General features: G+C 55.0%; 21 protein-coding genes. 5 read left to right on the top strand and 16 right to left on the bottom strand.

Annotated features, from left to right (window positions below; translation table 11 throughout):
- Positions 1 to 12: 12 nt before the first annotated feature.
- From E2F51_RS11955 to E2F51_RS11900, 12 genes are all read right to left on the bottom strand, one after another.
- Positions 13 to 1,431 (bottom strand): heavy metal sensor histidine kinase, encoded by a 1,419-nt coding sequence (locus E2F51_RS11955; RefSeq protein ID WP_134823550.1) that lies wholly within the window; start codon positions 1,429 to 1,431, stop codon positions 13 to 15.
- The gene (locus tag E2F51_RS11950; RefSeq protein WP_013200934.1) at positions 1,425 to 2,099 is read right to left on the bottom strand and encodes a heavy metal response regulator transcription factor; all 675 of its coding nucleotides are present in this window, start codon (positions 2,097 to 2,099) and stop codon (positions 1,425 to 1,427) included. Before E2F51_RS11950 ends, E2F51_RS11955 begins: the two co-directional genes overlap by 7 nt.
- Before the next feature lie 35 nt (positions 2,100 to 2,134).
- Entirely contained in the window at positions 2,135 to 2,908 is a 774-nt protein-coding gene (locus tag E2F51_RS11945; protein WP_134823549.1) for an alpha/beta hydrolase, read from the bottom strand.
- A 453-nt stretch (positions 2,909 to 3,361) separates the two neighbouring features.
- Positions 3,362 to 4,519 carry a VENN motif pre-toxin domain-containing protein gene (locus E2F51_RS11940; protein ID WP_245174114.1) on the bottom strand — a complete coding sequence of 386 codons (1,158 nt, stop codon included), beginning with the start codon at positions 4,517 to 4,519 and terminating at the stop codon, positions 3,362 to 3,364.
- A gap of 294 nt (positions 4,520 to 4,813) precedes the next feature.
- Entirely contained in the window at positions 4,814 to 5,068 is a 255-nt protein-coding gene (locus tag E2F51_RS11935) for a hypothetical protein (RefSeq protein WP_134823548.1), read from the bottom strand.
- On the bottom strand, positions 5,065 to 6,222 hold the full coding sequence (locus E2F51_RS11930) for a VENN motif pre-toxin domain-containing protein (RefSeq protein WP_134823547.1): 1,158 nt from the start codon (positions 6,220 to 6,222) through the stop codon (positions 5,065 to 5,067). The genes E2F51_RS11935 and E2F51_RS11930 overlap by 4 nt, the downstream gene beginning before the upstream one ends.
- 228 nt (positions 6,223 to 6,450) lie before the next feature.
- A complete protein-coding gene (locus E2F51_RS11925) occupies positions 6,451 to 6,720 on the bottom strand; it encodes a hypothetical protein (RefSeq protein WP_134823546.1) in 270 nt (89 codons plus the stop codon).
- Complete coding sequence (locus tag E2F51_RS24045) at positions 6,707 to 7,108, bottom strand: hypothetical protein (RefSeq protein ID WP_245174113.1); 402 nt, start codon at positions 7,106 to 7,108, stop codon at positions 6,707 to 6,709. Before E2F51_RS24045 ends, E2F51_RS11925 begins: the two co-directional genes overlap by 14 nt.
- Positions 7,109 to 7,314: 206 nt before the next feature.
- Positions 7,315 to 8,274 carry a glutathione S-transferase family protein gene (locus E2F51_RS11915; RefSeq protein ID WP_134823545.1) on the bottom strand — a complete coding sequence of 320 codons (960 nt, stop codon included), beginning with the start codon at positions 8,272 to 8,274 and terminating at the stop codon, positions 7,315 to 7,317.
- Positions 8,275 to 8,441: 167 nt separating this feature from the next.
- A complete protein-coding gene (locus tag E2F51_RS11910) occupies positions 8,442 to 9,353 on the bottom strand; it encodes a LysR family transcriptional regulator (protein WP_013200931.1) in 912 nt (303 codons plus the stop codon).
- A gap of 294 nt (positions 9,354 to 9,647) precedes the next feature.
- Positions 9,648 to 9,971: an AzlD domain-containing protein gene (locus tag E2F51_RS11905; protein ID WP_013200930.1), complete on the bottom strand. Its 324-nt coding sequence runs from the start codon at positions 9,969 to 9,971 to the stop codon at positions 9,648 to 9,650.
- Positions 9,971 to 10,633 carry an AzlC family ABC transporter permease gene (locus E2F51_RS11900; RefSeq protein WP_041691918.1) on the bottom strand — a complete coding sequence of 221 codons (663 nt, stop codon included), beginning with the start codon at positions 10,631 to 10,633 and terminating at the stop codon, positions 9,971 to 9,973. The genes E2F51_RS11905 and E2F51_RS11900 overlap by 1 nt, the downstream gene beginning before the upstream one ends.
- A 101-nt stretch (positions 10,634 to 10,734) precedes the next feature.
- On the opposite strand from E2F51_RS11900, the gene E2F51_RS11895 reads away from it, so the two are divergent.
- The 4 genes from E2F51_RS11895 to araC all read left to right on the top strand — a co-directional run bounded on the left by E2F51_RS11895 (position 10,735) and on the right by araC (position 15,919).
- Positions 10,735 to 11,283, top strand: a complete 549-nt coding sequence (locus E2F51_RS11895; protein ID WP_013200928.1) for a helix-turn-helix domain-containing protein — start codon at positions 10,735 to 10,737, stop codon at positions 11,281 to 11,283.
- A 226-nt stretch (positions 11,284 to 11,509) separates the two neighbouring features.
- On the top strand, positions 11,510 to 13,549 hold the full coding sequence (locus E2F51_RS11890) for a beta-galactosidase (protein WP_134823544.1): 2,040 nt from the start codon (positions 11,510 to 11,512) through the stop codon (positions 13,547 to 13,549).
- On the top strand, positions 13,546 to 14,946 hold the full coding sequence (locus tag E2F51_RS11885) for an MFS transporter (protein WP_013200926.1): 1,401 nt from the start codon (positions 13,546 to 13,548) through the stop codon (positions 14,944 to 14,946). The genes E2F51_RS11890 and E2F51_RS11885 overlap by 4 nt, the downstream gene beginning before the upstream one ends.
- Positions 14,947 to 15,061: 115 nt before the next feature.
- Positions 15,062 to 15,919, top strand: a complete 858-nt coding sequence (gene araC / locus E2F51_RS11880) for an arabinose operon transcriptional regulator AraC (protein WP_053141707.1) — start codon at positions 15,062 to 15,064, stop codon at positions 15,917 to 15,919.
- A 48-nt stretch (positions 15,920 to 15,967) separates the two neighbouring features.
- On the opposite strand, the gene E2F51_RS11875 is transcribed toward araC, so the two are convergent.
- Positions 15,968 to 17,113 (bottom strand): MFS transporter, encoded by a 1,146-nt coding sequence (locus E2F51_RS11875; protein WP_134823543.1) that lies wholly within the window; start codon positions 17,111 to 17,113, stop codon positions 15,968 to 15,970.
- A 145-nt stretch (positions 17,114 to 17,258) separates the two neighbouring features.
- Between E2F51_RS11875 and E2F51_RS11870 the strand changes: the two genes are divergently transcribed.
- Positions 17,259 to 17,759 (top strand): MarR family winged helix-turn-helix transcriptional regulator, encoded by a 501-nt coding sequence (locus tag E2F51_RS11870; RefSeq protein ID WP_134824861.1) that lies wholly within the window; start codon positions 17,259 to 17,261, stop codon positions 17,757 to 17,759.
- A gap of 36 nt (positions 17,760 to 17,795) precedes the next feature.
- On the opposite strand, the gene E2F51_RS11865 is transcribed toward E2F51_RS11870, so the two are convergent.
- The 3 genes from E2F51_RS11865 to proB form a co-directional block, all read right to left on the bottom strand.
- Positions 17,796 to 18,425, bottom strand: a complete 630-nt coding sequence (locus E2F51_RS11865) for a LysE family translocator (RefSeq protein ID WP_013200922.1) — start codon at positions 18,423 to 18,425, stop codon at positions 17,796 to 17,798.
- A gap of 121 nt (positions 18,426 to 18,546) precedes the next feature.
- Positions 18,547 to 19,800 (bottom strand): glutamate-5-semialdehyde dehydrogenase, encoded by a 1,254-nt coding sequence (gene proA / locus E2F51_RS11860; protein WP_134823542.1) that lies wholly within the window; start codon positions 19,798 to 19,800, stop codon positions 18,547 to 18,549.
- A gap of 10 nt (positions 19,801 to 19,810) precedes the next feature.
- Positions 19,811 to 20,914 (bottom strand): glutamate 5-kinase, encoded by a 1,104-nt coding sequence (gene proB / locus E2F51_RS11855; protein WP_053141697.1) that lies wholly within the window; start codon positions 20,912 to 20,914, stop codon positions 19,811 to 19,813.
- Between the last annotated feature and the right edge of the window lie 125 nt (positions 20,915 to 21,039).

Raw genomic sequence — 21,039 nt, 5'->3', positions numbered from 1 at the left:
CAGGCAAGTTCGCTAGCGATCTTGCGGAGGATTCCCACCGCGAGAGGGGAAAAAGAGCGAAAAATGGGTTTCTCCCGACTGACTCTGCACCGCGTAACGTCCCTGATGCAGTTGCATAATGCCGCGCACGATCGACAGCCCCAGGCCGCTGCCGGTTGACGAGTTATGACGTGACGCGTCAGCACGATAGAAACGATCGAACAGCCGCGCCTGTTGCGTCGTTGAGATGGTTGCGCCCTGATTCTCCACCGCAATCGTCACGCCGTCCGGCTCGCTCTGATGGGTAATGGCGATGGTGCTCCCCACGTCGGCATAGCGGATGGCGTTGGCCACCAGATTCGCCACCGCGCGGCGCAGTAAATCGGCGTCGGCGTAAACCGTCCCCTGGTGCGGAAACACCAGCTGGATCTCGCGCTCTTCCGCCGGACCTTCAAAATAGTCAGCCAGCGGCTGCAGCACCTCAGATAAAGGTTGCTCCATGCGGTGGATCGCCTGGCTGGCATCCTCTGCCCGCGCCAGAAACAGCATGTTGTCGATCATCCTTGCCAGCCGCTGCAACTCCTCAAAATTGGAGCCGAGCAGCCCGAGATAGTAGTCATTGCTGCGTTTTTGCGTCAGCGCGACTTCCGTCTGGCCGAGCAGATTGGCGATCGGGGTGCGCAGATCGTGCGCCATATCGGCCGACACCTGGCTCAGCTGCTGAAAGCTGGTTTCCAGCCGATCCAGCATCTGGTTGAACGCCGCCACCAGCGATAGCAGTTCATGCGGCACGTTGGTCAGGGTGATGCGCCGCGACAGATGGCGAACGTCGATGGCGGCGGTTTCCTGCGCCAGCCGGTGTAAGGGCCGCAGGCTGCGGCGCGTCAGGAACCAGACCATCAGCGCCGCAACCAGCGTCGCCAGCACAATCAGCACGCCGATTTGCTGGCGATAGTCGCTGAGCGTGGCGGTGCGCTCGGTCATCAGCCTGCCGGTAATAATCTCCAGCTGGCCGGGCCCGTCACGGGTTTGCGCCAGCGCCGCCGCCGAGATAAACGGCGTGCCGTCATGCGTTAGCTGGTGATGCACGCTGGCCAGGCCAAGCGACTGGCCCTGCGGCACCGGCATCAGATCCGGGATCGCCGCATGGCCAGGGTTGACTTCGATTAACGGCGGCTGACCGGGAAAACGCAGCACCAGCAGCGACTCGGTATTGCCGAGCATATTGGCAAACAGTTTGGGTTTGTCGCGGATCAGTTGTAGCGCGTCTTCATTAAGTAACATCGTGCGGATCTGCTCCATCCGCGACAGCAAGGCGCCATCATCGCGTACGCTGATTTGCCGGGCCAGCGAGTGATACAGCGCCATACCGACGAGGATCATCACCAGCAGTACCATGCCTGAAATCAGCAGCGACAGGCGCGTGGTCAGCGAGAGCGGTTTCATCAGCATCCGTCACCTTCACAGCGATAACCGACGCCGTGCACGGTGTGTATCAGCGGCGTGGCAAAGGGCTCGTCCACCTTCTGCCGCAGCCGGCGAACGGCCACGTCGACCACGTTGGTATCACTGTCGAAATTCATATCCCACACCCGCGAGGCAATCAGCGTGCGGCTCATCACCTGGCCGGGATTCAGCATAAACAGCTGCAGCAAATTGAACTCTTTGTTGGTCAGATCGATGCGCACCCCGGCCCGCTCCACGCGGCGTTTCGCCCTATCCAGCTGCAAATCACCGACCTGCAGCAGCTCATCACGCTTGACGTTAGCGCCGCGCCGCAGTGCCGTGCGGATCCGCGCCAGCAGCTCGGCAAATGAGAAAGGCTTGACCAGATAGTCGTCGGCACCCAGTTCCAGCCCTTTGATCCGGTCTTCGACGGTGCTTTTCGCGGTGAGGAAAATAACCGGGATATTCTGCGCATCCAGCGTTTTCATCACTTCCCAGCCATCCAGCTCCGGCATCATCACGTCCAGCAGGATCAGGTCGTAATGATATTCCTGCGCCATAAACAGCCCTTCGCGGCCGTTTACCGCCACATCAACCACATAGCCAGATTCGGTTAAGCCGCTGCGCATGTATTCCCGGGCTTTGGGCTCATCATCAATCACCAGAATTTTCATCGTCTTCTCCAGGATAGCGGGCGCAGCGGACAGGATTACTTCAGCGCGTGTTGTGCAGCCTGCTCGATCAGTGCGGCAACCTCTTTCGGGTGTGACTCATAGACCGAATGGCTGGCCCCGGCCACTTCCACCGTAGTGCTGTGGGCGCGTTTGGCGTACATACGTTCTAAATCAGGATTAATGATTTTGTCGGCTTTTGCCACCATGTACCAACTTGGTTTGGTTTTCCATGCCGGATCGGGAATATTTGCGGTAAACACCGAGGCTGAGGTCGGCATTTGCGCCTGAGCTTCAAAATCCGCCTGCTTTGCTGAAAGGTCGGCGGCAAAGTCACTGTGGAAGTTTTGTGGCGCAATCATCAGGAAGCCGTCCGGCGTTTTCATAAATGGATGGGCGGCATTAGGAAATTTCTTGCCGTTGATTGCTTCGGTTTCGCCATTATCCAGCGCATGGGCAGCGATATAAACCAGACCCGCCACGTGCGAATCATTGCCTGCCTCAGTAATGATCGCGCCGCCATAGCTGTGTCCCACCAGGATTGCCGGACCCGTTTGCCGATCGAGAATGCGTTTAGTGGCGGCCACGTCTTCCGGGAAGGAAGTCAGCGGCTCCTGCACCAGCGTCACCTTGTAGCCATCATGCTTAAGGATGTCGTACACCGGACGCCAGCCCGAGCCGCCAACAAATGCGCCGTGGACCAGCACGATATTGTTAACCGGTTGCGCCATCGCGGCGCTGCTTGCGCCTGCCAGCAGAAAAGCACTGGCGATCGCCGCAAATTTTACGTTTTTTTTCAGTGATGCGTTCATGTTGCGTTCCTCAGGAGAATGTTGGGTTTACGCTGAGGAGTTTACGGCCCGGCAACTGACGACGGCATGAGCGAGTTATGACAAAAGAATGACATTGGGAGGCAAGGGGCTGAGGTAATGGGGGTTGGAGGAATTCGGGACGGTAATGAGCAAAAAAACCAGCCTCCAAGGCTGGTTTTTTGTGGGGCTCAGGAAGGGTCTGAGGGTGGAGATTTTCTGGCTTTGCGTTCATCTATTTTTGCGAAAATCCATATCCTTGCCCCTGAGGCTATACCTATTATTAAACTCACAACGCATAGGTAGCTCAATGATTTTTCTGAAAAATCGACTACTTCTGAAGTAATTAACTCAATAATTACGTTATTAACCAAAAAAATAAATGTAAAAAAACAAATGCCATAGTAGATTGCGGTTGAAATAAAAAGACTAAATGTTGCTCGCCTCTGGACAGTTTTAATTATCATTAACTTTGTCCTTAAATTTATTACTAATTATTTCCCCTCCAATGCCACCAAATAGATCATTCATTTCTCCAGGAAAAGGAGCTAACTCTCCAAAAAAACCTCCTGCCAAAGCCCCTAAAGCAGCACCACCTACAGCCCCTACATCAGGCCCATCTGTGAACACTGCCCCACCTGCTGCTATGCCTACGTTTTTCCAGACACCACGTCCCGGAGCCAGTGCGCCAGTTATCCCTGCTGATGCACTTCCCCAGTAATCCCAACCTTTACTCTCATTGCCCGGCTGATTTAAGTCAAACCATTGGTAAGAACCATTAGCAATTTCCGCGATGATAGCACCGCCCACGGCTTTACCTATCGATGCAGCAGGTCCTAAGTAAGCTGCGCCCGCTATTAGCACGCCATCCTTATATCCGTTGATTATCACTTTGGGAATATTGGCACCTTCGGGTAGGTCACCAGTAGTCAGCTTATGCAGCCCCGCCTCTTTTTGTTCCAACGTCAGGCCATTCGCCTCTGCGTATCGGTTCCAAGAGCCTGCAGCGTCAATGGAACTCATCATCCCACCCGGTAAGCTCAGGTCATTATTCTCAACCGCGTTCTTACCCGCAACCTGCGCCGTGGCAATCGCCGCAACCGAATTCCCCTCAAGCCCGCCAAGGATCCCTGATGAAATCTGGCTCAGGGCACTGACGATATGCTTCTGTTCTTCCGTAAGATTTTGCGCCTCAACACCCGGATACAACGTGGCGACAATGCTTCTTGCGATCAGCTCTCCACCCGCCGATCCTACTGCGCCTGCCGTTGCGCTGTTGCCCGCCATTTGGGCAAGTACCGCCCCTTCAACCGCATGCGCCATCGCGTTGGCAATCACGTTATCACCGGTGGCCGCTTTTATCTGCCGGGCGATATAAGGTGCCATTGCGCCGCTGGCCGCCGCGCCAAGGTTGCCGGCAGTGATCCCGCTGAAGGCTGCCGTCACCGCAGTAATCGCCATTGGGACGGTACCGCCCACTCCCCAGGTTTTTATCTGCTCGTGATAGGTGGCATCGTCTGCCAGCATTGATGCCCGCTCAGCTGGCGTTGCCTGACGGTATTTATCGCTGGTCAGCATCAGGCGATTTTCAGCCTCAGCTTTAGCATCCTGCACTTTATTCCTGCTCAAATCACTGCTGAACTGCCCGGCCAGTTCCGTGATGCCTTTTGCCTGATACTGAGGTTAAGCTACCCATGCAAGAGCAGGAGGTGTTACGGGCCCTGCGCCATCTCTGCCCGAAGCTCTCCATCCGTAAGCAGCGTGGGCTGATGGACGTGATTTAGGTGATGGCGGAGCCGAAGAAGCGCGGCGGTAGCTGACCGTTAAAGTAAAAATCCCGGCTCGACGGCCGGGATGGGTGAGGTTACTCAGGTTAGAGTGCGTTTTTTATGGGCTTTGCGTTCTTCACTAATTATTCACCCTGATCTTATTTACAGCATCTAATAACTCTTCAAGTTCTTTTCCATAATCATTTGGTCCAAAACTTTCAGTAATACCATTTAACATAAATTCATTGGATATCAAGCTGCACAACACCTCGACCTCGTTTGATGTAAGTATTCCTACAATTGCTTTTTCAGCGAGTGATTGTGTAGAAGCATCACTATCATTACATAAACTGACGATCAAATTCTGCTGGGAAGGATTTAGTAGATTATTCATTTTGCTGTCCCCGATGACGATTTGGCCCAACCTGTAACTACTTTTCCATCCTGATTTATAACAATAACTGCATCTTTTCCAGTATATCTAAACGTTGGACCATATTTTGACGGTACATATTCTATTTTCAGCGGACTCGACCAGGCATTATCTATTGCACTTTTACTTACCTCTTTACCTCCATCTCTCCCAGCTATTTGCTCTAATGCATGTTGAGAATAACTGGTTATTTTAGCTGGAGCTCTGGTTCCGGCAGCCTGTTCAGCAGCAAGTTGCATATTCAATCGAGCACCGCTAGCTACGTTTTCTGCACCATTCATAGCTTTAGTAGCTGCAGCTTTCACCGCCGTTTCTTCAGCAGCTGCCTTGTCTGCACCTACCGCACCACCTTTACCATTAACAATATCATCAATAACAGAGGCAGGTTTACTTGCACTATTCGCCCCCACTATTGGCGTTTTCTCTCCACTTTTCGCGGGTTGATCTAACGTCAAAGCGATAATTGTTGAAGCCAGCACTGCTTTGGTCAGGTTATCCTTATGAAGTTGTGTATTATTCGCTATTGGCTCAAACTGCGATATTGAGTAATTTGCCAACTTCCGGCATTGATCTACGCAATCAGAAGAAGCGGCGAGCTGCTTCAGTTTCGCAAGCTCTGATTTCTGGTCATTAACAGAAATACCTGTCGCCAGCGCCTTTGCCTGCTGTGCTGCGTCCAGCTTTTTCAGGTCAGACCGTAACTGTTCTTTCTCAGCATCTGTCTTCGCCTTCTCGTACTTTTCGGAGAAAGTGATGATGTCCCTATCACTCAGCGAGTTATTCTCAACCGCATTCTTACCCGCAACCTGCGCCGTGGCAATAGCCGCAACCGAATTCCCCTCAAGCCCGCCAAGGATCCCTGATGAAATCTGGCTCAGGGCACTGACGATATGCTTCTGTTCTTCCGTGAGATTTTGTGCCTCAACACCCGGATACAACGTGGCGACAATGCTTCTTGCGATAAGCTCTCCACCCGCCGATCCTACTGCGCCTGCCGTTGCGCTATTGCCCGCCATTTGGGCAAGTACCGCCCCTTCCACAGCATGCGCCATCGCGTTGGCAATCACGTTATCACCGGTGGCCGCTTTTATCTGCCGGGCGATATAAGGTGCCATTGCGCCACTGGTCGCCGCGCCAAGGTTGCCGGTAGTGATCCCGCTCAACTATCGTTACCTGTCGGAATTCATCGCTGGTCAGCTGCAGGACTGTCCAAACATCAGTCTGTAGGATGCGGCTTTGGGACAGGTCAACCGATGAAGATGATTAACCTGTCCAGGATGTTATACGTAAATTGCATAATTAATTGAAAAAAAACAGATTCACAAGCTGATTTTTTGTGGTGCTCAGGAAGGGTCTGAGGGTGGGGATTTGCTGGCTTTGTGTTCATCTATTTTTGCGAAAATCCAGGAACCTAAACTTGCCGCTGTGCCCGCGATGATGCTTGTAACTAAGATATTTAAGATGACCTCTCTGGTCAAAGTCACCTCATCCTCAAATATAAAATCAATAACGGCATTGGCTATGAAGAAAAAAATAAAGCACGCAACATTAAGGTAAATGACTGTCAAAAACAAAAGGGTCAAAGTTATCTTATTGTTTTTATTTATTGGCATTGTCATATTCCTTTTCATTGATTTTAGCTTTGGTTTTATTCCCAATAAATTCACCGCCAACAGAGCCATTAACTTCACTCACAAAACCAGAGTCCGGACCTAAAATAGGTTCCAACACGTGTGGAGAAAGTGCTCCCATAGTTGCACCAAATACCCATCCAGCCTCAGTACCAGTTAAAGCGCTTTTATCCAAATCGTCTATAAATATAGTCCAACCTGCAGAGATGCCGGCATTTTTCCAGACATTTTTTCCCGGAGCCAGTACGCCTGTTATACCTGCTGATGCACTTCCCCAGTAATCCCAACCTTTACTCTCATTGCCCGGCTGATTTAAGTCAAACCATTGGTAAGAACCATTAGCAATTTCCGCGATGATAGCACCGCCCACGGCTTTACCTATCGATACAGCAGATCCTAAGTAAGCTGCGCCCGCTATTAGCACGCCATCCTAATATCCGTTTAATATCACTTTGGGAATATTGGCACCTTCGGGTAGGTCACCAGTAGCCAGCTATCGCTGGTCAGCATCAGGTGCTGTAACGAAAAAAAGCCGTCACCTAAATAAAGGTAACGGCTTTCTGTTAATACAGTCGCTTACAGCCCGTAAGCCGTTAAATCCGGCCCGGCAGGTACAATGCCATTGGGGTTTAATGCCTTAATCGAGTAATAGCCCTGTTTAATATGATCGATATTGACCGTTTCACGCACACCGGGAATATCCAGCATTCGTTTGGTGTAAGCGTCCAGTCCGGCATATTCGTTGAGCTTGCGCTGATTGCATTTGAACAGGCCATGATAGGCCGCGTCAAAACGGATCAGCGTGACGAACAGGCGGATATCCGCTTCGGTAAGCTGGTTGCCGGTCAAAAATGCCCGGCCATCGCTCAACCGCTGTTCCAGCTTATCCAGCATGGCGAAGACGTCATCGCTGGCTTCCTGATAACTGATCTGCGTGGTGGCAAAACCGGCGCGATATACGCCGTTATTCAGGCGTGGGTAGATTTCCGCGTTTAATGCCTCAATCTCACTCTGCCAGTCCGCAGGATAGAGGTCGAAACTGTGACTCGCCAGCTCGCCAAAGCCGCTGTTAAACATGCGCACAATATCGGCTGACTCGTTATTGACGATGGTGCGGGTTTTCTTATCCCACAGCACCGGCACCGTTGCCCGACCGGTAAACGTGGCATCAGCCTGGGTGTAAAGCTGATGCACCCACTCGGCCTGATTCAGTTCGTCCTTATTTGCGCCAGGATAGTCACCAAAGTGCCAGCCTTCATCCAGCAACCATGGCTCGACTACCGACAGGCTGACCACTTTCTCCAGCCCTTTCAGCTTGCGGGCAATCAGCGTGCGGGATGCCCACGGACAAATCAGCGCCACATACAGGTGATAGCGATCCACTTCGGCCTTGAAGCCCGCTTCGCCGGTCGGTCCGGCGGCGCCGTCTGGGGTGACCCAGTGACGAAAGCTTGAGGTCTGACGGACGAAACCGCCCTTCTCATCGGTAGCCTGCACCGGGTGCCATTCGGCCGTCCATTTTCCATTAACCAGCATAAATCCTCCCTTATCCTTTCAGCGGTGTTGGCTTCAGGGCATAGGGTGCGCTACGGGTATCAGTCATGGTGGTGTCCTCTCAGTAGTTGATGAGAGGACTCTATCTTATTTCCGGAATGATGATTATCCAGCGGTTCTGCGGATGTTTTATTCCATTATGGAAACAATCACCAGCCCTGCTCCCAAACGGGCTCGCCGGCAAAGGCTTCAACCAGATAATCGATAAAGGTGCGGGATTTATGGGCCAGGTATTTGGCCGGGGGATAGAGGGCGAACAGCCCGAGCGGCACAATCTCGCTGGCGGCGAGCACCGGCACTACCTCTTTATTCTTCAGGGCTTCGCCAGCGACAAAAGAGGGCAAGCGGGCAATGCCCAGTCCGGCAATGGCGGCTTTTAAGCACACCTCGGCATTGGAGAACTTCAGGCGTCCGTTAACCGGCTGCCCCTGCAGCGCCAGCTTCTCGTCCTGAAACGGCCAGCGCCAGGGATCGCGGAAGTTGGTATCAATAATGCAGTCATGGCTGGCCAGGGCTTCCCAGTGCTCGGGCGTGCCACGCTCTGCCAGATAGCCCGGCGAGGCAACGGTGATAATGCGGATATCGCACAGCTTTCTCGCCATCAGGCTGCTGTCCGCCAGCTTGCCGATGCGCAACGCCAGATCAAAGCCTTCATCCACCACGTTCACCGCACGGTCGGCAAAGCTGACGTCCAGTTCGATACCGGGATAGCGCCGCGCGAAGTCGATCAGATGCGGAGTCAGCTGGGTGGTGCCGAAGGTCACGGGCGCAGAGATACGCACTTTTCCGGCCGGGGCATCCGATGAATTGCGCACCGAGTCATTCAGCGCATCGTAATCCGCCAGCAGCACCCGGATTTTTTCATAATAGGCGCGACCCACGTCGGTGGCGGCCAGCGCCCGGGTACTGCGGCGAAACAGCTGCACGCCGAGATGCTGCTCAAGGCGGGAGATAAGTTTAGATGCCTGGCCGTGGCTGGTGCCCAGACGCTGAGCGGCGGCGGTAAAGCTGCCGGTTTCCATTACCGCGATAAACATCCGGTCGCAATCCAGTCTCTCCATCTCTCGTCTCCTGACGCAAAAATCAGCCCCTAAAATAGCGGCTTAGCCGACTATTCCCAACATTTACCTGAACAGCCACGCGCGTTGCGGCGGCAGGGGGGAATTCCCTCTTTTTGCTAGCAAAAGTAATCCCGAATTTGGCCTAAAGTTTCTGCCGTTATTACCGATGTATTGAGTACTTAACCTAAACACCTGCCAACATCATGACCTATTTTAAACCTGTCGAACTTATTTTATTATCCGTAACAATAGCTTACTGCTTTACCATGTCGTCATGGTTCTGGTAGTTGTGGATCAGGGCACGCCGACGTAACGCAGCAGCGCGGTAACCACCGCCGCCGCCAGAATCACGCCGATTAACGGCACTTTTCGCCAGGCCAGAATCACTGCCACCGCCACGCCCGCCACGCGCGCGGTTCCGGCAAAATGCACGCCTTCATAAAACGTATTCCCTAATGCCACGGCCAGCAACAGCGTGGTGGCGGCATCGGACAGTAATGCCCGCGTGCGCTCGGACAGCGCCATACGATTGCCCAGCTTCACCCCGGCAAAACGCATCAGGTAAGTGCCGACAGACAGTAAGGCGATCCCGGCAATAATTAATTCATTCGACGGCATTATTTTTTCCTCGTCAGTAAGCCCAGCATCGAGATCAGCACCGGCATCCCCACGGCGACAAACGGCGTCACCGCTAATGACAGTAGCGCCCCGGACGACGCCCTGATCAGCGTGGTTTTCGATTTCAGTGACGGGATCACCAGCGCCAGCAGGATCGCCGGAAAGACCGCATCCAGGCCGATCGCATTGATATCCGGCAACAGTTTACCCACCACGCTTCCCGCCATCGCGCCAACCGGCCAGACGATCGCCACGCCCAGCCCACAGAGCCAGTACGCGTCTTTACGCTGTTTCGGGGTGGATTGCGACAGACCAAACACCACGCTTTCGTCATTCATAATGTGGCATCCCAACAGGCCCTTAAGACGGGTGCCGGCCAGATCCCGCACCGCGATGCCGAAAGGAAAGTGCCGGGCGTTAACCAGTAATCCCGCCACCGCCGCAGCCAGCGGATTGCCGCCGCTGGCGATGATGGCAACAAACATAAATTCCGATGCTCCCGCCAGCACAAACAACGTGGAGAACAGCGGTACCCATAACGGAAAACCGTAGGCCGTGGCCAGCGAACCGTAGGAAGCGCCCACCACGCCGACGGCAAGGCACACCAGATAAATGGCTTTTTTAGTCTGAGAGTTCAGGCTGGAAAATGCGTGCATAAGCATAAAGTTTTACCATATCGAACGAAATCGCCATTATAATGAACGCAACAAACAGCGAGATCAAGCGAACGATTCGTTCGATTAAATGAACAAAGAGGTACACCATGACCCAGCCTATCAGCGTCATTGCCGCAAGCCTCGCACGGGAACGCACGCGTGCCGGGTTGTCGCTGGCCGAGGTCGCCCGTCGGGCGGGGATCGCCAAATCCACGTTATCGCAACTGGAATCCGCTAACGGCAACCCGAGCATTGAAACGCTGTGGGCCTTATGCGGCGCGTTGAATATCCCGTTTGCCAAATTACTTGAGCCGGTAAGCGCCAGCACTCAGGTGATCCGCCGGGGTGAAGGCAGCAAGGTGGTGGCTGAAAAGGCCGATTATCAGGCCATTTTGCTGGCAACCTGCCCGCCGGGCGCGCGTCGGGATATCTACCTGCTGATGGCGCAACCGGGATCGGAGCGTCAGTCTCACCCCCATCCGTCGGGATCGGTGGAGCACATTATTGTCACCCAGGGCCGCGCGCTGTTGGGGCTCAAGGCCGCGCCAGAAGAGTTAGGCGTCGGGGATTACATCTGTTACCCCGGCGACCAGGAACATATTTTTGTCGCACTGGAACCCGATACGCTGGCGATCCTGGTGGCCGAACAGAGCTAACCCCCCTTCCAGTAACTGCCCTGCTCACCCGCAGGGCAGCCCGCAGGCTTCTTATTACCGACCCCACCCGGCGAAAGCGCAAAGCGGTCCGGCGAGTTTTGTGATCCAGATCGGACTGCGCTGACGGCAGCAGATTTCTTTATGTTGACGACAGTCAGCTACCGCTTCGGCTGATTGTTCTCCGCTAAGTTAGCAGCACACTTACAGAGACTGCATTGAGGCTGAAATGGATAAGATCTGGTTTGGTACGGCGTATTACCGCGAATATATGCCAGAGGAGCGGCTGGAAAAAGATATCGCCATGATGAAAGCCGCCGGTATCAACTATGTCCGCATTGCCGAAAGTACCTGGAGCACCTTTGAACCTCAGGAAGGCGAATTTGATTTCACTTCGGTGATCACCGTGCTCGACCAGATGCAGGCCAACGATATTAGCGTGATTATCGGTACGCCGACCTACGCTATTCCTGGCTGGCTGGCAAAGAAATATCCTGAGGTGATGGCCGTGACGCCGCAGGGGCTGAATAAATATGGTCCCCGGCAGAAGATGGATATTACCAGTCCAGTCTATCGCTATTATTCCGAGCGTATTATCCGCAAGCTGTTAACGGCCACCGCGTCCCATCCCGCCGTGATTGGTTTCCAGGTCGACAACGAAACCAAATATTATGAAACCAGTGGCCCGGCGGTGCAGATCGCCTTTGTTAAATATCTGCGGAAAAAATTCAACGACGATCTGCAGGCGTTAAATCAGGCGTTTGGTCTGGATTACTGGAGTAATCGCGTGGAGGCCTGGGAAGATTTCCCGTCGGTCCAGGGCACCATTAATGCCAGCCTCGGCGCTGAGTTTCAGGCCTTTCAACGCCAGCTGGTGATCGATTTTCTGCGCTGGCAGGTCGATCTGGTCGGCGAATATAAATCGGCCGATCACTTCGTCACCCATAACTTCGATTTTGACTGGCGAAACTGGTCGTTTGGTTTGCGAAGCGAGGTCGATCACTTCGCGGCGTCTGAGGTCGTCGATATTACCGGCGTGGACGTTTATCATCCCGGCCAGTCGCGGCTGACCGGCGCCGAAATTGCCTTCACCGGGGATATTGCCCGCACCACCAAGGATAAGAATTACTTTGTGCTGGAAACCCAGGCTCAGGCCTTTAAGGACTGGACGCCTTACCCTGGCCAGCTGCGTCTGCAGGCGTTTAGCCATATCGCCAACGGTGCCAGCCTGGTGGGCTACTGGCACTGGCATTCGATTCATAATTCGTGGGAAACCTACTGGAAAGGCCTGCTCAGCCACGACCTGCTGCCTAATCCGGTGTATGACGAGGCCTGCGACATTGGCAAAACGCTGCAGCGCTTAACGCCCGAACTGAGCGGCTTAAGCAAAAGTAACCGCGTGGCGATGCTGGTCAGTAACCGTGGGCTGACCGCCATTGACTGGCATCCGTGGCGCGGACATCAGTTCGGCGGCGACAAAAATCACCAGTACAACGATCTGTTCCGCAGTTGGTACGATGCCCTGTACCGACAAAATATCGAGATGGATATTCTTGATGCCGACGATCCGCGTATCGAACGCTATGACGTGCTGATCGTCCCCTTGCTCTACGCGGCATCCGATGCGCTGTTGCAGCGACTCAATGCCTTCGTCGGGCAAGGCGGCCATATCATTTACTCCTTTAAATCCGGCTTTGCCAATCAGGATCTGAAGGTGCGCACGGCTATCCAGCCGGGCATTATCAGCGAAGCCTGCGGCGTGACCTATCAGCTGTTCGTTGAGCCAGATGAGGTGCAGCTGTCCACTGAGACCTTTGCGCTGACGGAGGAAACAGGTCAGGTGACCGACTGGATGGAGCTGCTGGAACCGGTATCGTCACAGACCGAAATTTTGGCCCGCTATCAGCATCCGCAGTGGGGAAAATATGCCGCCATCACCCGCAATCAGTTTGGCAAAGGGACGGCGACCTATATTGGCTGCAACCTGTCATCCGCCGGAATGGAGCAGGTTTTCTCGACCCTGTTCAGCACGCCGGCATTGAGCGCGTTACGGTCGGAGGTGAGTTTCCCGCTAATAATTCGACGGGCGCAAAGTAAAGCGCAAAAGGACCTGTGCTTTATCTTTAACTACTCTCAGACGCCGCAGCAGCTGCGAAACCCGTTGGGGCAAGCCACTTCGCTGATTGATAACCGGCAGGTTGAACCGGGCGAAACGCTGGAAATAGCCGGTTGGGATTTTGTCATTTTATCTGGCGGAGAAGCGGTATGAAGAGTGATGGCGTGGCAACCCAGCCGATTGGGCTGAAAGAGCGTCTTTCTTTTGGCCTCGGCGATTACGGCACTAACCTCACCTACACCACGATGGTGACCTTTCTCGCCTATTACTATACCGACGTGGTGGGCGTGTCAGCATTACTGGTGGGCTCGTTAATGTTCCTTGCCAGGGTGCTCGATGGCCTGCTGTGCATCTGGGTGGGTGTGCGTATCGATATGACGCAAACCCGGATGGGGAAAGCCCGGCCGTGGGTTCTCTGGACCGCCATCCCGTTCGGACTTTCCACCTTTCTGCTGGCCTGCGTACCGGACAGCAGCTATGCGGTTAAAGTCACCTGGGTGTGCGTAACCTATTTGCTGGCTAACATTCTTTTTACCGCCAATAACATCGCTTATGGCTCGTTGCTGGCGTTGATTACCCGCGATACCGTAGAACGCGGCGTGTTAAGCGTATTCCGCAAAGGCCTGTCGACCTGCGGATCGCTGACGGTCGGCGTCATTACGCTGCCGTTGGTGGCGTGGTTTGGTAACAGCAGCGGTGCGTGGATGACCATCTTCGCCATTTATGGCTTTTTCACCGCGCTGTTTCTTACCCTTACCGCACTGGGCACCCGTGAACGTATTAAGCCGGTACGGCAAGACAACCGCGAAAATATTGAGCTTAAGAAAGTGCTGCCGGCAATACGGGCGAATAAATACTGGCTGATGATCTTTATGTATTTAATGATCACCTTTACCAGCCTGACCGCGCTCAGCACCGTCAGTGTTTATTACACCAAATACATTCTGAAAGACCTGTCGATGATGTCGTGGGTCAGCGTGGCGCAATATTTACCGGGATTACTGACGCTGACGGTGATCCCTTTTTTAATTAAACGACTGGGCAAACGTAAGCTGGCGCTGAGCGGATTACTGGTCTGCTGTATTGGCTATCTTCTGCCGCTGTTTGATCGTCAGGATGCCTTCTTTGTGATAGCGGCGACGGTGGTCAGAAGCATTGGCTTCTGCGGCATTGGTGCCACAATGTTTGCCTTCCTTGCCGACACCATCGATTACGGCGAGTGGGTGTCCGGCTTGCGGATTGAAGGGATTTTATTTAGCGCGGGCACGCTGGGTCAGACGGTTGGCATGGGGTTGGGAACGGCAAGCGTCGGGTGGTTGCTAAGCCTGGCCGGATTCACCAGCGGAGGCGGCATGCAACCCGCCAGCGCCATTCAGATGATCCAGTTCCTGTTTATATTCTTCCCGGTGATCCTCGCGGTGGCCAATATCGTCCTGCTCTATTTCTACAAGCTGGATGCTATTTATCCTCAGGTTGCCGCAGACCTGGCAGAAGGAAAGTTTGCGCAGCCGGTTGATTCCGGGTTATCCGCCACCTCACTGCAAAATTAGTCTGTGCTGAGCGCAGGTATTCTGAATGTTGAGAAGATGTGAGCCGCATCGCGGCAGGGTTAATTCTCTGCGCTATGCTGCTCAACTCTTTATTCTGTCGGCAGGAAGCGCAGCGATGGCGCATAGTGAAGATACCGAGATGCTGAATTTTTCACCTCTCTACAGGCGCTTTACCTTCACCGCATGGATGGTGGCAGGATTCACCCCAATATCCCGCGGAAGTAAGCTCGACTTTTATATTAACCGGGCTGCCGGCATGAAGGGCCACGTGTTAAATATCACCCTAAAAGGTGAAGGGAAAATTCATACGTCTCAGGGCACCTTTATCTGCAAGCCGGGCGAAGTGCTGCATTTTCCGGCTGGCGTACCGCATCATTATGGTCGCAGTGAACACAGCGAGTGCTGGGACCATTTGTGGATCTATTTTATTCCGCGAACCTACTGGATTGACTGGCTGCAGTGGGACAATGTTCGCGATGGCATCGGCCGTCTGACCTTTGCCGCCGCAGAAGACACCAGTCAGATGCAGGCGCGATTTATGGAAGTGATCCAGCTGAGCGTCAGTCAGGAACCGTTATCCGAAGCGCTGGCAATGAATGCCGTTGAACGGGTGATTCTGGAGTGCTTCCGCGCGCAGCCCAATTTGCACCGCCACAAATGCGATCCCCGCATCGAGGCCCTCTGCCAGTATCTGAACGAACATATGGCTGAAGAAACCACCATCGAACAACTGTCCCGTCGTGCCTGCCTTTCCCCGTCACGCCTTGCCCACTTATTTAAAGAAGAGACCGGCCAAACTGTATTTGCCTGGCGTGAGAAACAGCGTATTGCCCGAGCCTGCCTGTTGCTAAGCAAAACCAGTTTTGCCATCACCCATATTGCGTTAACGGTCGGCTACACCGATCCGCTTTATTTCTCCCGCCTGTTTCGAAATCATATGGGAATCAGCCCAAGAGAATTCCGTAAGAAATAAGGTCGTTGCCGGGAAACTGCCGAACATGACTTGCGACTGCGCGGCCTGTCACGCTGGCCGAAAACGGCGGGAGAGGATCATCAGCAACACAATTCCGCCGCTCATCAACATCCATGCCGTATTCAGTGACGCCGTGCTGTCCAGCACCATGCCGGCAATTAATGGCATGGTTGCGGCGATGATATAGCCTCCGCCCTGAACAAAAGAGAGGAGTTTACCTGCTTCTTCCGGCGTTTTGGCGTGGTCAAAGGTCACGATCAGCGAAAGCGGAAACAGTGCGCCAATTCCCAGCCCCAGCAGCAACGTCGACAGGATCGCGGCCTTTCCTCCGAAGAACACCAGACAGAGCAGCCCGGCCAAAATCATCAGCAACACCAGCAGTAAAGGCGCGCGTCTGTCGGTGAAACGGTGGATCACCGCCGAAACGATAAAGCCGGAAACCACTTCGGTTAAGGTCAGCGCGGCGAGCAGAAAGCCGCTGTTACGTGCGCTCCAGCCGTGCTCAATATAAAACGGCGGCAGCCAGACCAGCACCAGCGTGTAAGCGCCGGTCCCGATGCCAAAAAAAGCCAGCAGCAGCCAGGCGCGCGAGGTCGAATACGTTGACTGAACCGGTTGAGTCGCCGCCTGCGGCTGATTCTCTTCGGCGGCGAACCAGATGATAAAGGCCAGCGCTGCTGGCAACGCCGCCAGGCCGAGGGCATAATTCAGCCCCAACGAGACCGACAGCGGCTCTGCTGTTGCCGCCGCCAGCGCTGCGCCGCCCATAATCCCGGTTGAAAACAGCGCCATCAGCGTACCGGTATGCCGGGCGTAGCGCCGCTTGATCAGGGCAGGCATCGCCGCCTGCACCAGGCCAATGCCCATTCCGCCCGCCAGCGCAGTTGCCATTAACATCCCGCCGGACGTATAAAACCCTCTGAACACGCAGGCAAATGTAATAATGCCCAGGCCAGTGGCGATGCCCCGCGCGTAACCGATTCGGCGCAACACCGTGCCGCTGGCCAGCGCGATGACGCCCATCATCAGCACCGGCAGGGTCGTTAACAGGCTGATAGTGGTGCCCGTCAGCTGCTCCTGGCGTTGTAACAGGGGCAAAAGCGGCCCGACAGCGGCCATCAGTGGCCGCAGATTAAGGCCGACCAACAGAACAAGCAGGGCAAACAGCGTAATGGCTGAGAATGCAGATTTCATAACCGACTCCTTCGGATAAGGTGTTGCTCAGCAGAGGTGTGCTGGCAGTGTGAATTGATTTATCTTAACGTTAAGATAAATTTCGCCTTACCGATAGTCGGTGCGCACTAATGAACATGTTAACCACAAAGAATTAAGGGAAATGATGCCAGATCATGTTGATTTCGTTATCGCTCAATGGGCTGACGCCATGCCGGATCTGGATGCGTCGTCGATGGCGGTGTTCGGCAGAATGTTGAGGATTATGAAGCAGCTGGGTAAAGCCCGGGCCAGCGCACTGGCGCCGTTTGGCTTTCGTGAAGGTGAGTTTGATGTGCTGGCCACGCTGCGCCGTGCCGGAGAACCCTTCCGCCTGACGCCCACCCAGCTTTTCACTTCGCTGCTGGTGACGTCCGGGGCGATGACCAACCGGTTAAGTCGGCTGGAAGCCAGTGGGCTGATTGCGCGGATCCCGGACCCGGCGGACAAGCGCAGCATGATGGTGGGCTTAACGCCAAAGGGATTTACGCTGATTGAGCAGGCGCTGGTAGTGCATACGCAAACCCAGGACAGGATGCTGAAAGGGCTCAGTCAGCCACAGCAGATCGCGTTGCAGGATCTGCTGCGCCAGATGCTGGCGGAAGAAGAGAGTGCGTCAAGGATTTAACGAGGCGCCGATCGATGAGATCGATCGGCCGCGACGCTATTTTCTGCCATCCATCACCATGCGCAGGGCCAGTCCGGTCAGCACCATGCCCATCAGCCAGCGCTGGATTTTTTGCCAGGTTGGGCGCTGAGCAAGGAAGTTAGCGATAGTGCCTGCGGCGAAAATAATCAGGCCATTGACCAGCATACTGGTGACGATCTGCGTAATGCCTAAGGTCAGAGACTGGGCCAGCACGTGCCCCTGTTCAGGCCGGATAAACTGCGGCAGCAGAGTCAGATAAATCACCGCGGTTTTCGGGTTAAGCAGGTTGGTCAGCAGCCCCATGGTGAACAGCTTACGCGAGCTGTCGGGCGGCAAATCGCGGACCTGGAACGGCGATTTGCCGCCGAAGACAGCCTGCCATGCCATGTACAGCAGATACGCTGCACCGGCGATGCGCAGCGCATCGTAGGCCAGCGGCACGGCCATAATCAGCGCGGTAATCCCCAGCGCGGCACAGACCATATAAAACATAAAACCCAGCGCCACGCCGGTCAGCGATATATATCCCGCTTTTCGTCCCTGACAGAGCGAACGGGAAATCAGGTAAATCATATTTGGACCGGGCGTCAGCACCAGACCGAGCGCGATGGCAGCGAAGGGAAGAATTTGCGACAGGGTAACCATGCAGAATGTCCTTACGATGTTGAGCAGCAACAGGCGACAACTTCTCCCTGGATACGACCAGAGCCCCTTCCCTGTGGCTCTGCTTGCCCGATAAATTCAGGCTTCAACGTCGGACTTTTGCTTACGCACGCACCGTGTCATTGCCGAAGGCCACCCACTTATAGGTGGTCAGCGCTTCAAGGCCCATCGGGCCACGGGCATGCAGCTTCTGCGTGCTGACGGCGACTTCAGCGCCCAGACCAAACTGGCCGCCATCGGTGAAGCGCGTGCTGGCATTGACGTACACCGCCGAGGAATCGACTTCATTCACAAAGCGATCGGCATTGTGAATGCTGCGGGTCAGGATCGCATCGGAATGCTGAGTGCCATACTCACGGATATGGGCGATGGCCTGGTCAAGATCGTCCACCAGCTTAACGTTCAGATCCAACGCTAACCACTCGTCACGGTACTGCTCTTCAGTGACCGCACTGACTTCAGCCGGGCCTTGTTGCAGCAGCGGCAGCGAACGCGGATCGGCATGCAGCGTGATGCCCTCTTCCGCCATGCTGCGGCTCAGTTCCGGCAGGAAGCTGTCGGCGATAGCCGCATGCACCAGCAGCGTTTCCACCGAGTTACAGGCGCTTGGACGCTGTTTCTTGGCGTTGATAATCACCTTCATGGCCGCTTCCAGCTCGCTCTGCTGGTCGACAAAGATATGGCAAACGCCAATGCCGCCGGTGATCACCGGAATGGTCGACTGTTCGCGGCACAGCTTGTGCAGACCGGCGCCGCCGCGAGGGATCAGCATGTCGACATAGCGATCCAGTTTCAGCAGCTGATTGACCAGCTCACGATCCGGGCTTTCAATCGCCTGCACCGCACCCGCAGGCAGGCCGTGTTCTTTTAACGCCCCCTGGATAACCCGCACGGTTGCGCCGTTGGTGCGGTAGGTTTCCTTGCCGCCGCGCAGGATCACCGCGTTGCCGGTTTTCAGGCACAGGCTGGCGACGTCTACCGTGACGTTCGGGCGGGCTTCATAAATCACCCCCACCACACCCAGCGGCACACGGCGGCGTTCGATGCGCAGACCGTTGTCCAGCACGCCACCGTCGATCACCACGCCCACAGGATCCGCCAGACGGCAGACCTGACGCACATCATCGGCAATGCCTTTCAGCCTCGCCGGATTGAGCATCAGGCGATCCATCAGCGCGGCACTCATGCCGTTCTGCCGCGCATCGGCCAGATCCAGTTCGTTAGCCGCGAGGATCTCCGCGCTTTGCGCTTCAAGGCGGTCGGCAATGGTCATCAAGACCTTATTTTTCTGCACGGTGGACAGCACCGACAGCTGGTAAGACGCGGCTTTCGCGGCTTTGCCCATTTCTTCAAGCATGTCCTGCTCCTTAACTGACGATCATATCGTCGCGGTGAACGGCTACCGGACCATATTCATAACCGAGAATGTCGCTGATCTGCTGGGAATGGTGCCCGGCAATCATCCGCATCGCATCGCTGTTGTAGCGGCAGACGCCGTGCGCCACATCGCGCCCTTGCAGGCTGCGAATGCGGATCACTTCGCCACGCGAGAAGTTGCCGCTCACCTCGCGAATGCCTTTCGGCAACAGCGAGCTGCCGCGTTCCAGAATGGCGGAAAGCGCACCGTCATCAACGGTAATTTCACCCGCAGGCGGCGCACCGAAGATCCAGCGTTTACGGTTTTCCAGCGGGGTTTCCAGCGCATGGAAACGCGTGCCGACCGGCTTGCTGTCGATGACGTCACCAATCACGCCGGCGCGATTGCCGGCAGCAATAATGGTGTCGATGCCCGCGCGGCAGGCCACGTCGGCCGCCTGCAGCTTGGTCGCCATGCCGCCGGTGCCCAGTCCGGAAACGCTGTCGCCGGCTAATGCCCGCAGCGCATCGTCGATCAGATGCACATCACCAATCAGTTCCGCTTCGGGATTATTGCGCGGATCGGCGGTGAACAAACCCGGCTGATCGGTCAGCAGCAGCAGCTTATCTGCGCCAGCCAGGATCGCCGCCAGCGCCGACAGATTATCGTTATCGCCGACTTTGATTTCAGCGGTGGCCACCGCGTCGTTTTCATTAATCACCGGCACGATATGGTTATCCAGCAACGCGCGCAGGGTGTCACGGGCGTTCAGGAAACGTTCACGATCTTCCAGATCCGCGCGGGTTAATAACATCTGGCCGATATGGATACCGTAAATCGAGAACAGCTGCTCCCACAGTTGAATTAACCGGCTCTGCCCCACCGCAGCGAGCAGCTGCTTTGAGGCGATGGTCGGCGGCAGTTCCGGGTAGCCAAGGTGCTCACGTCCGGCCGCCATGGCGCCCGAGGTGACAATCACAATCCGATGGCCTGCCGCATGTTGCTGCGCGCACTGGCGCACCAATTCGACGATATGTGCCCGGTTCAGCCGACGCGATCCGCCGGTTAATACGCTGGTCCCCAGTTTCACTACCAGGGTCTGGCTGCTGCTCATTATTTCCTGCCGTTACGTAAAAAAAAGCGTGAACTGACTTTTTAACAGGTGTGGTGCTGGAAGCCAACAGGCGGCGGGAGAAAAGGCGGAATTTAGCGTGACAATCAGCTAGTTCAAAAGTTCGC

This window comes from Erwinia sp. QL-Z3 (assembly GCF_004551645.1).
Taxonomy (GTDB): domain Bacteria; phylum Pseudomonadota; class Gammaproteobacteria; order Enterobacterales; family Enterobacteriaceae; genus Erwinia; species Erwinia billingiae.
The sequence above is the reverse complement of the archived record's forward strand: the minus strand, read 5'-3'. Positions and strand labels throughout refer to the sequence as shown.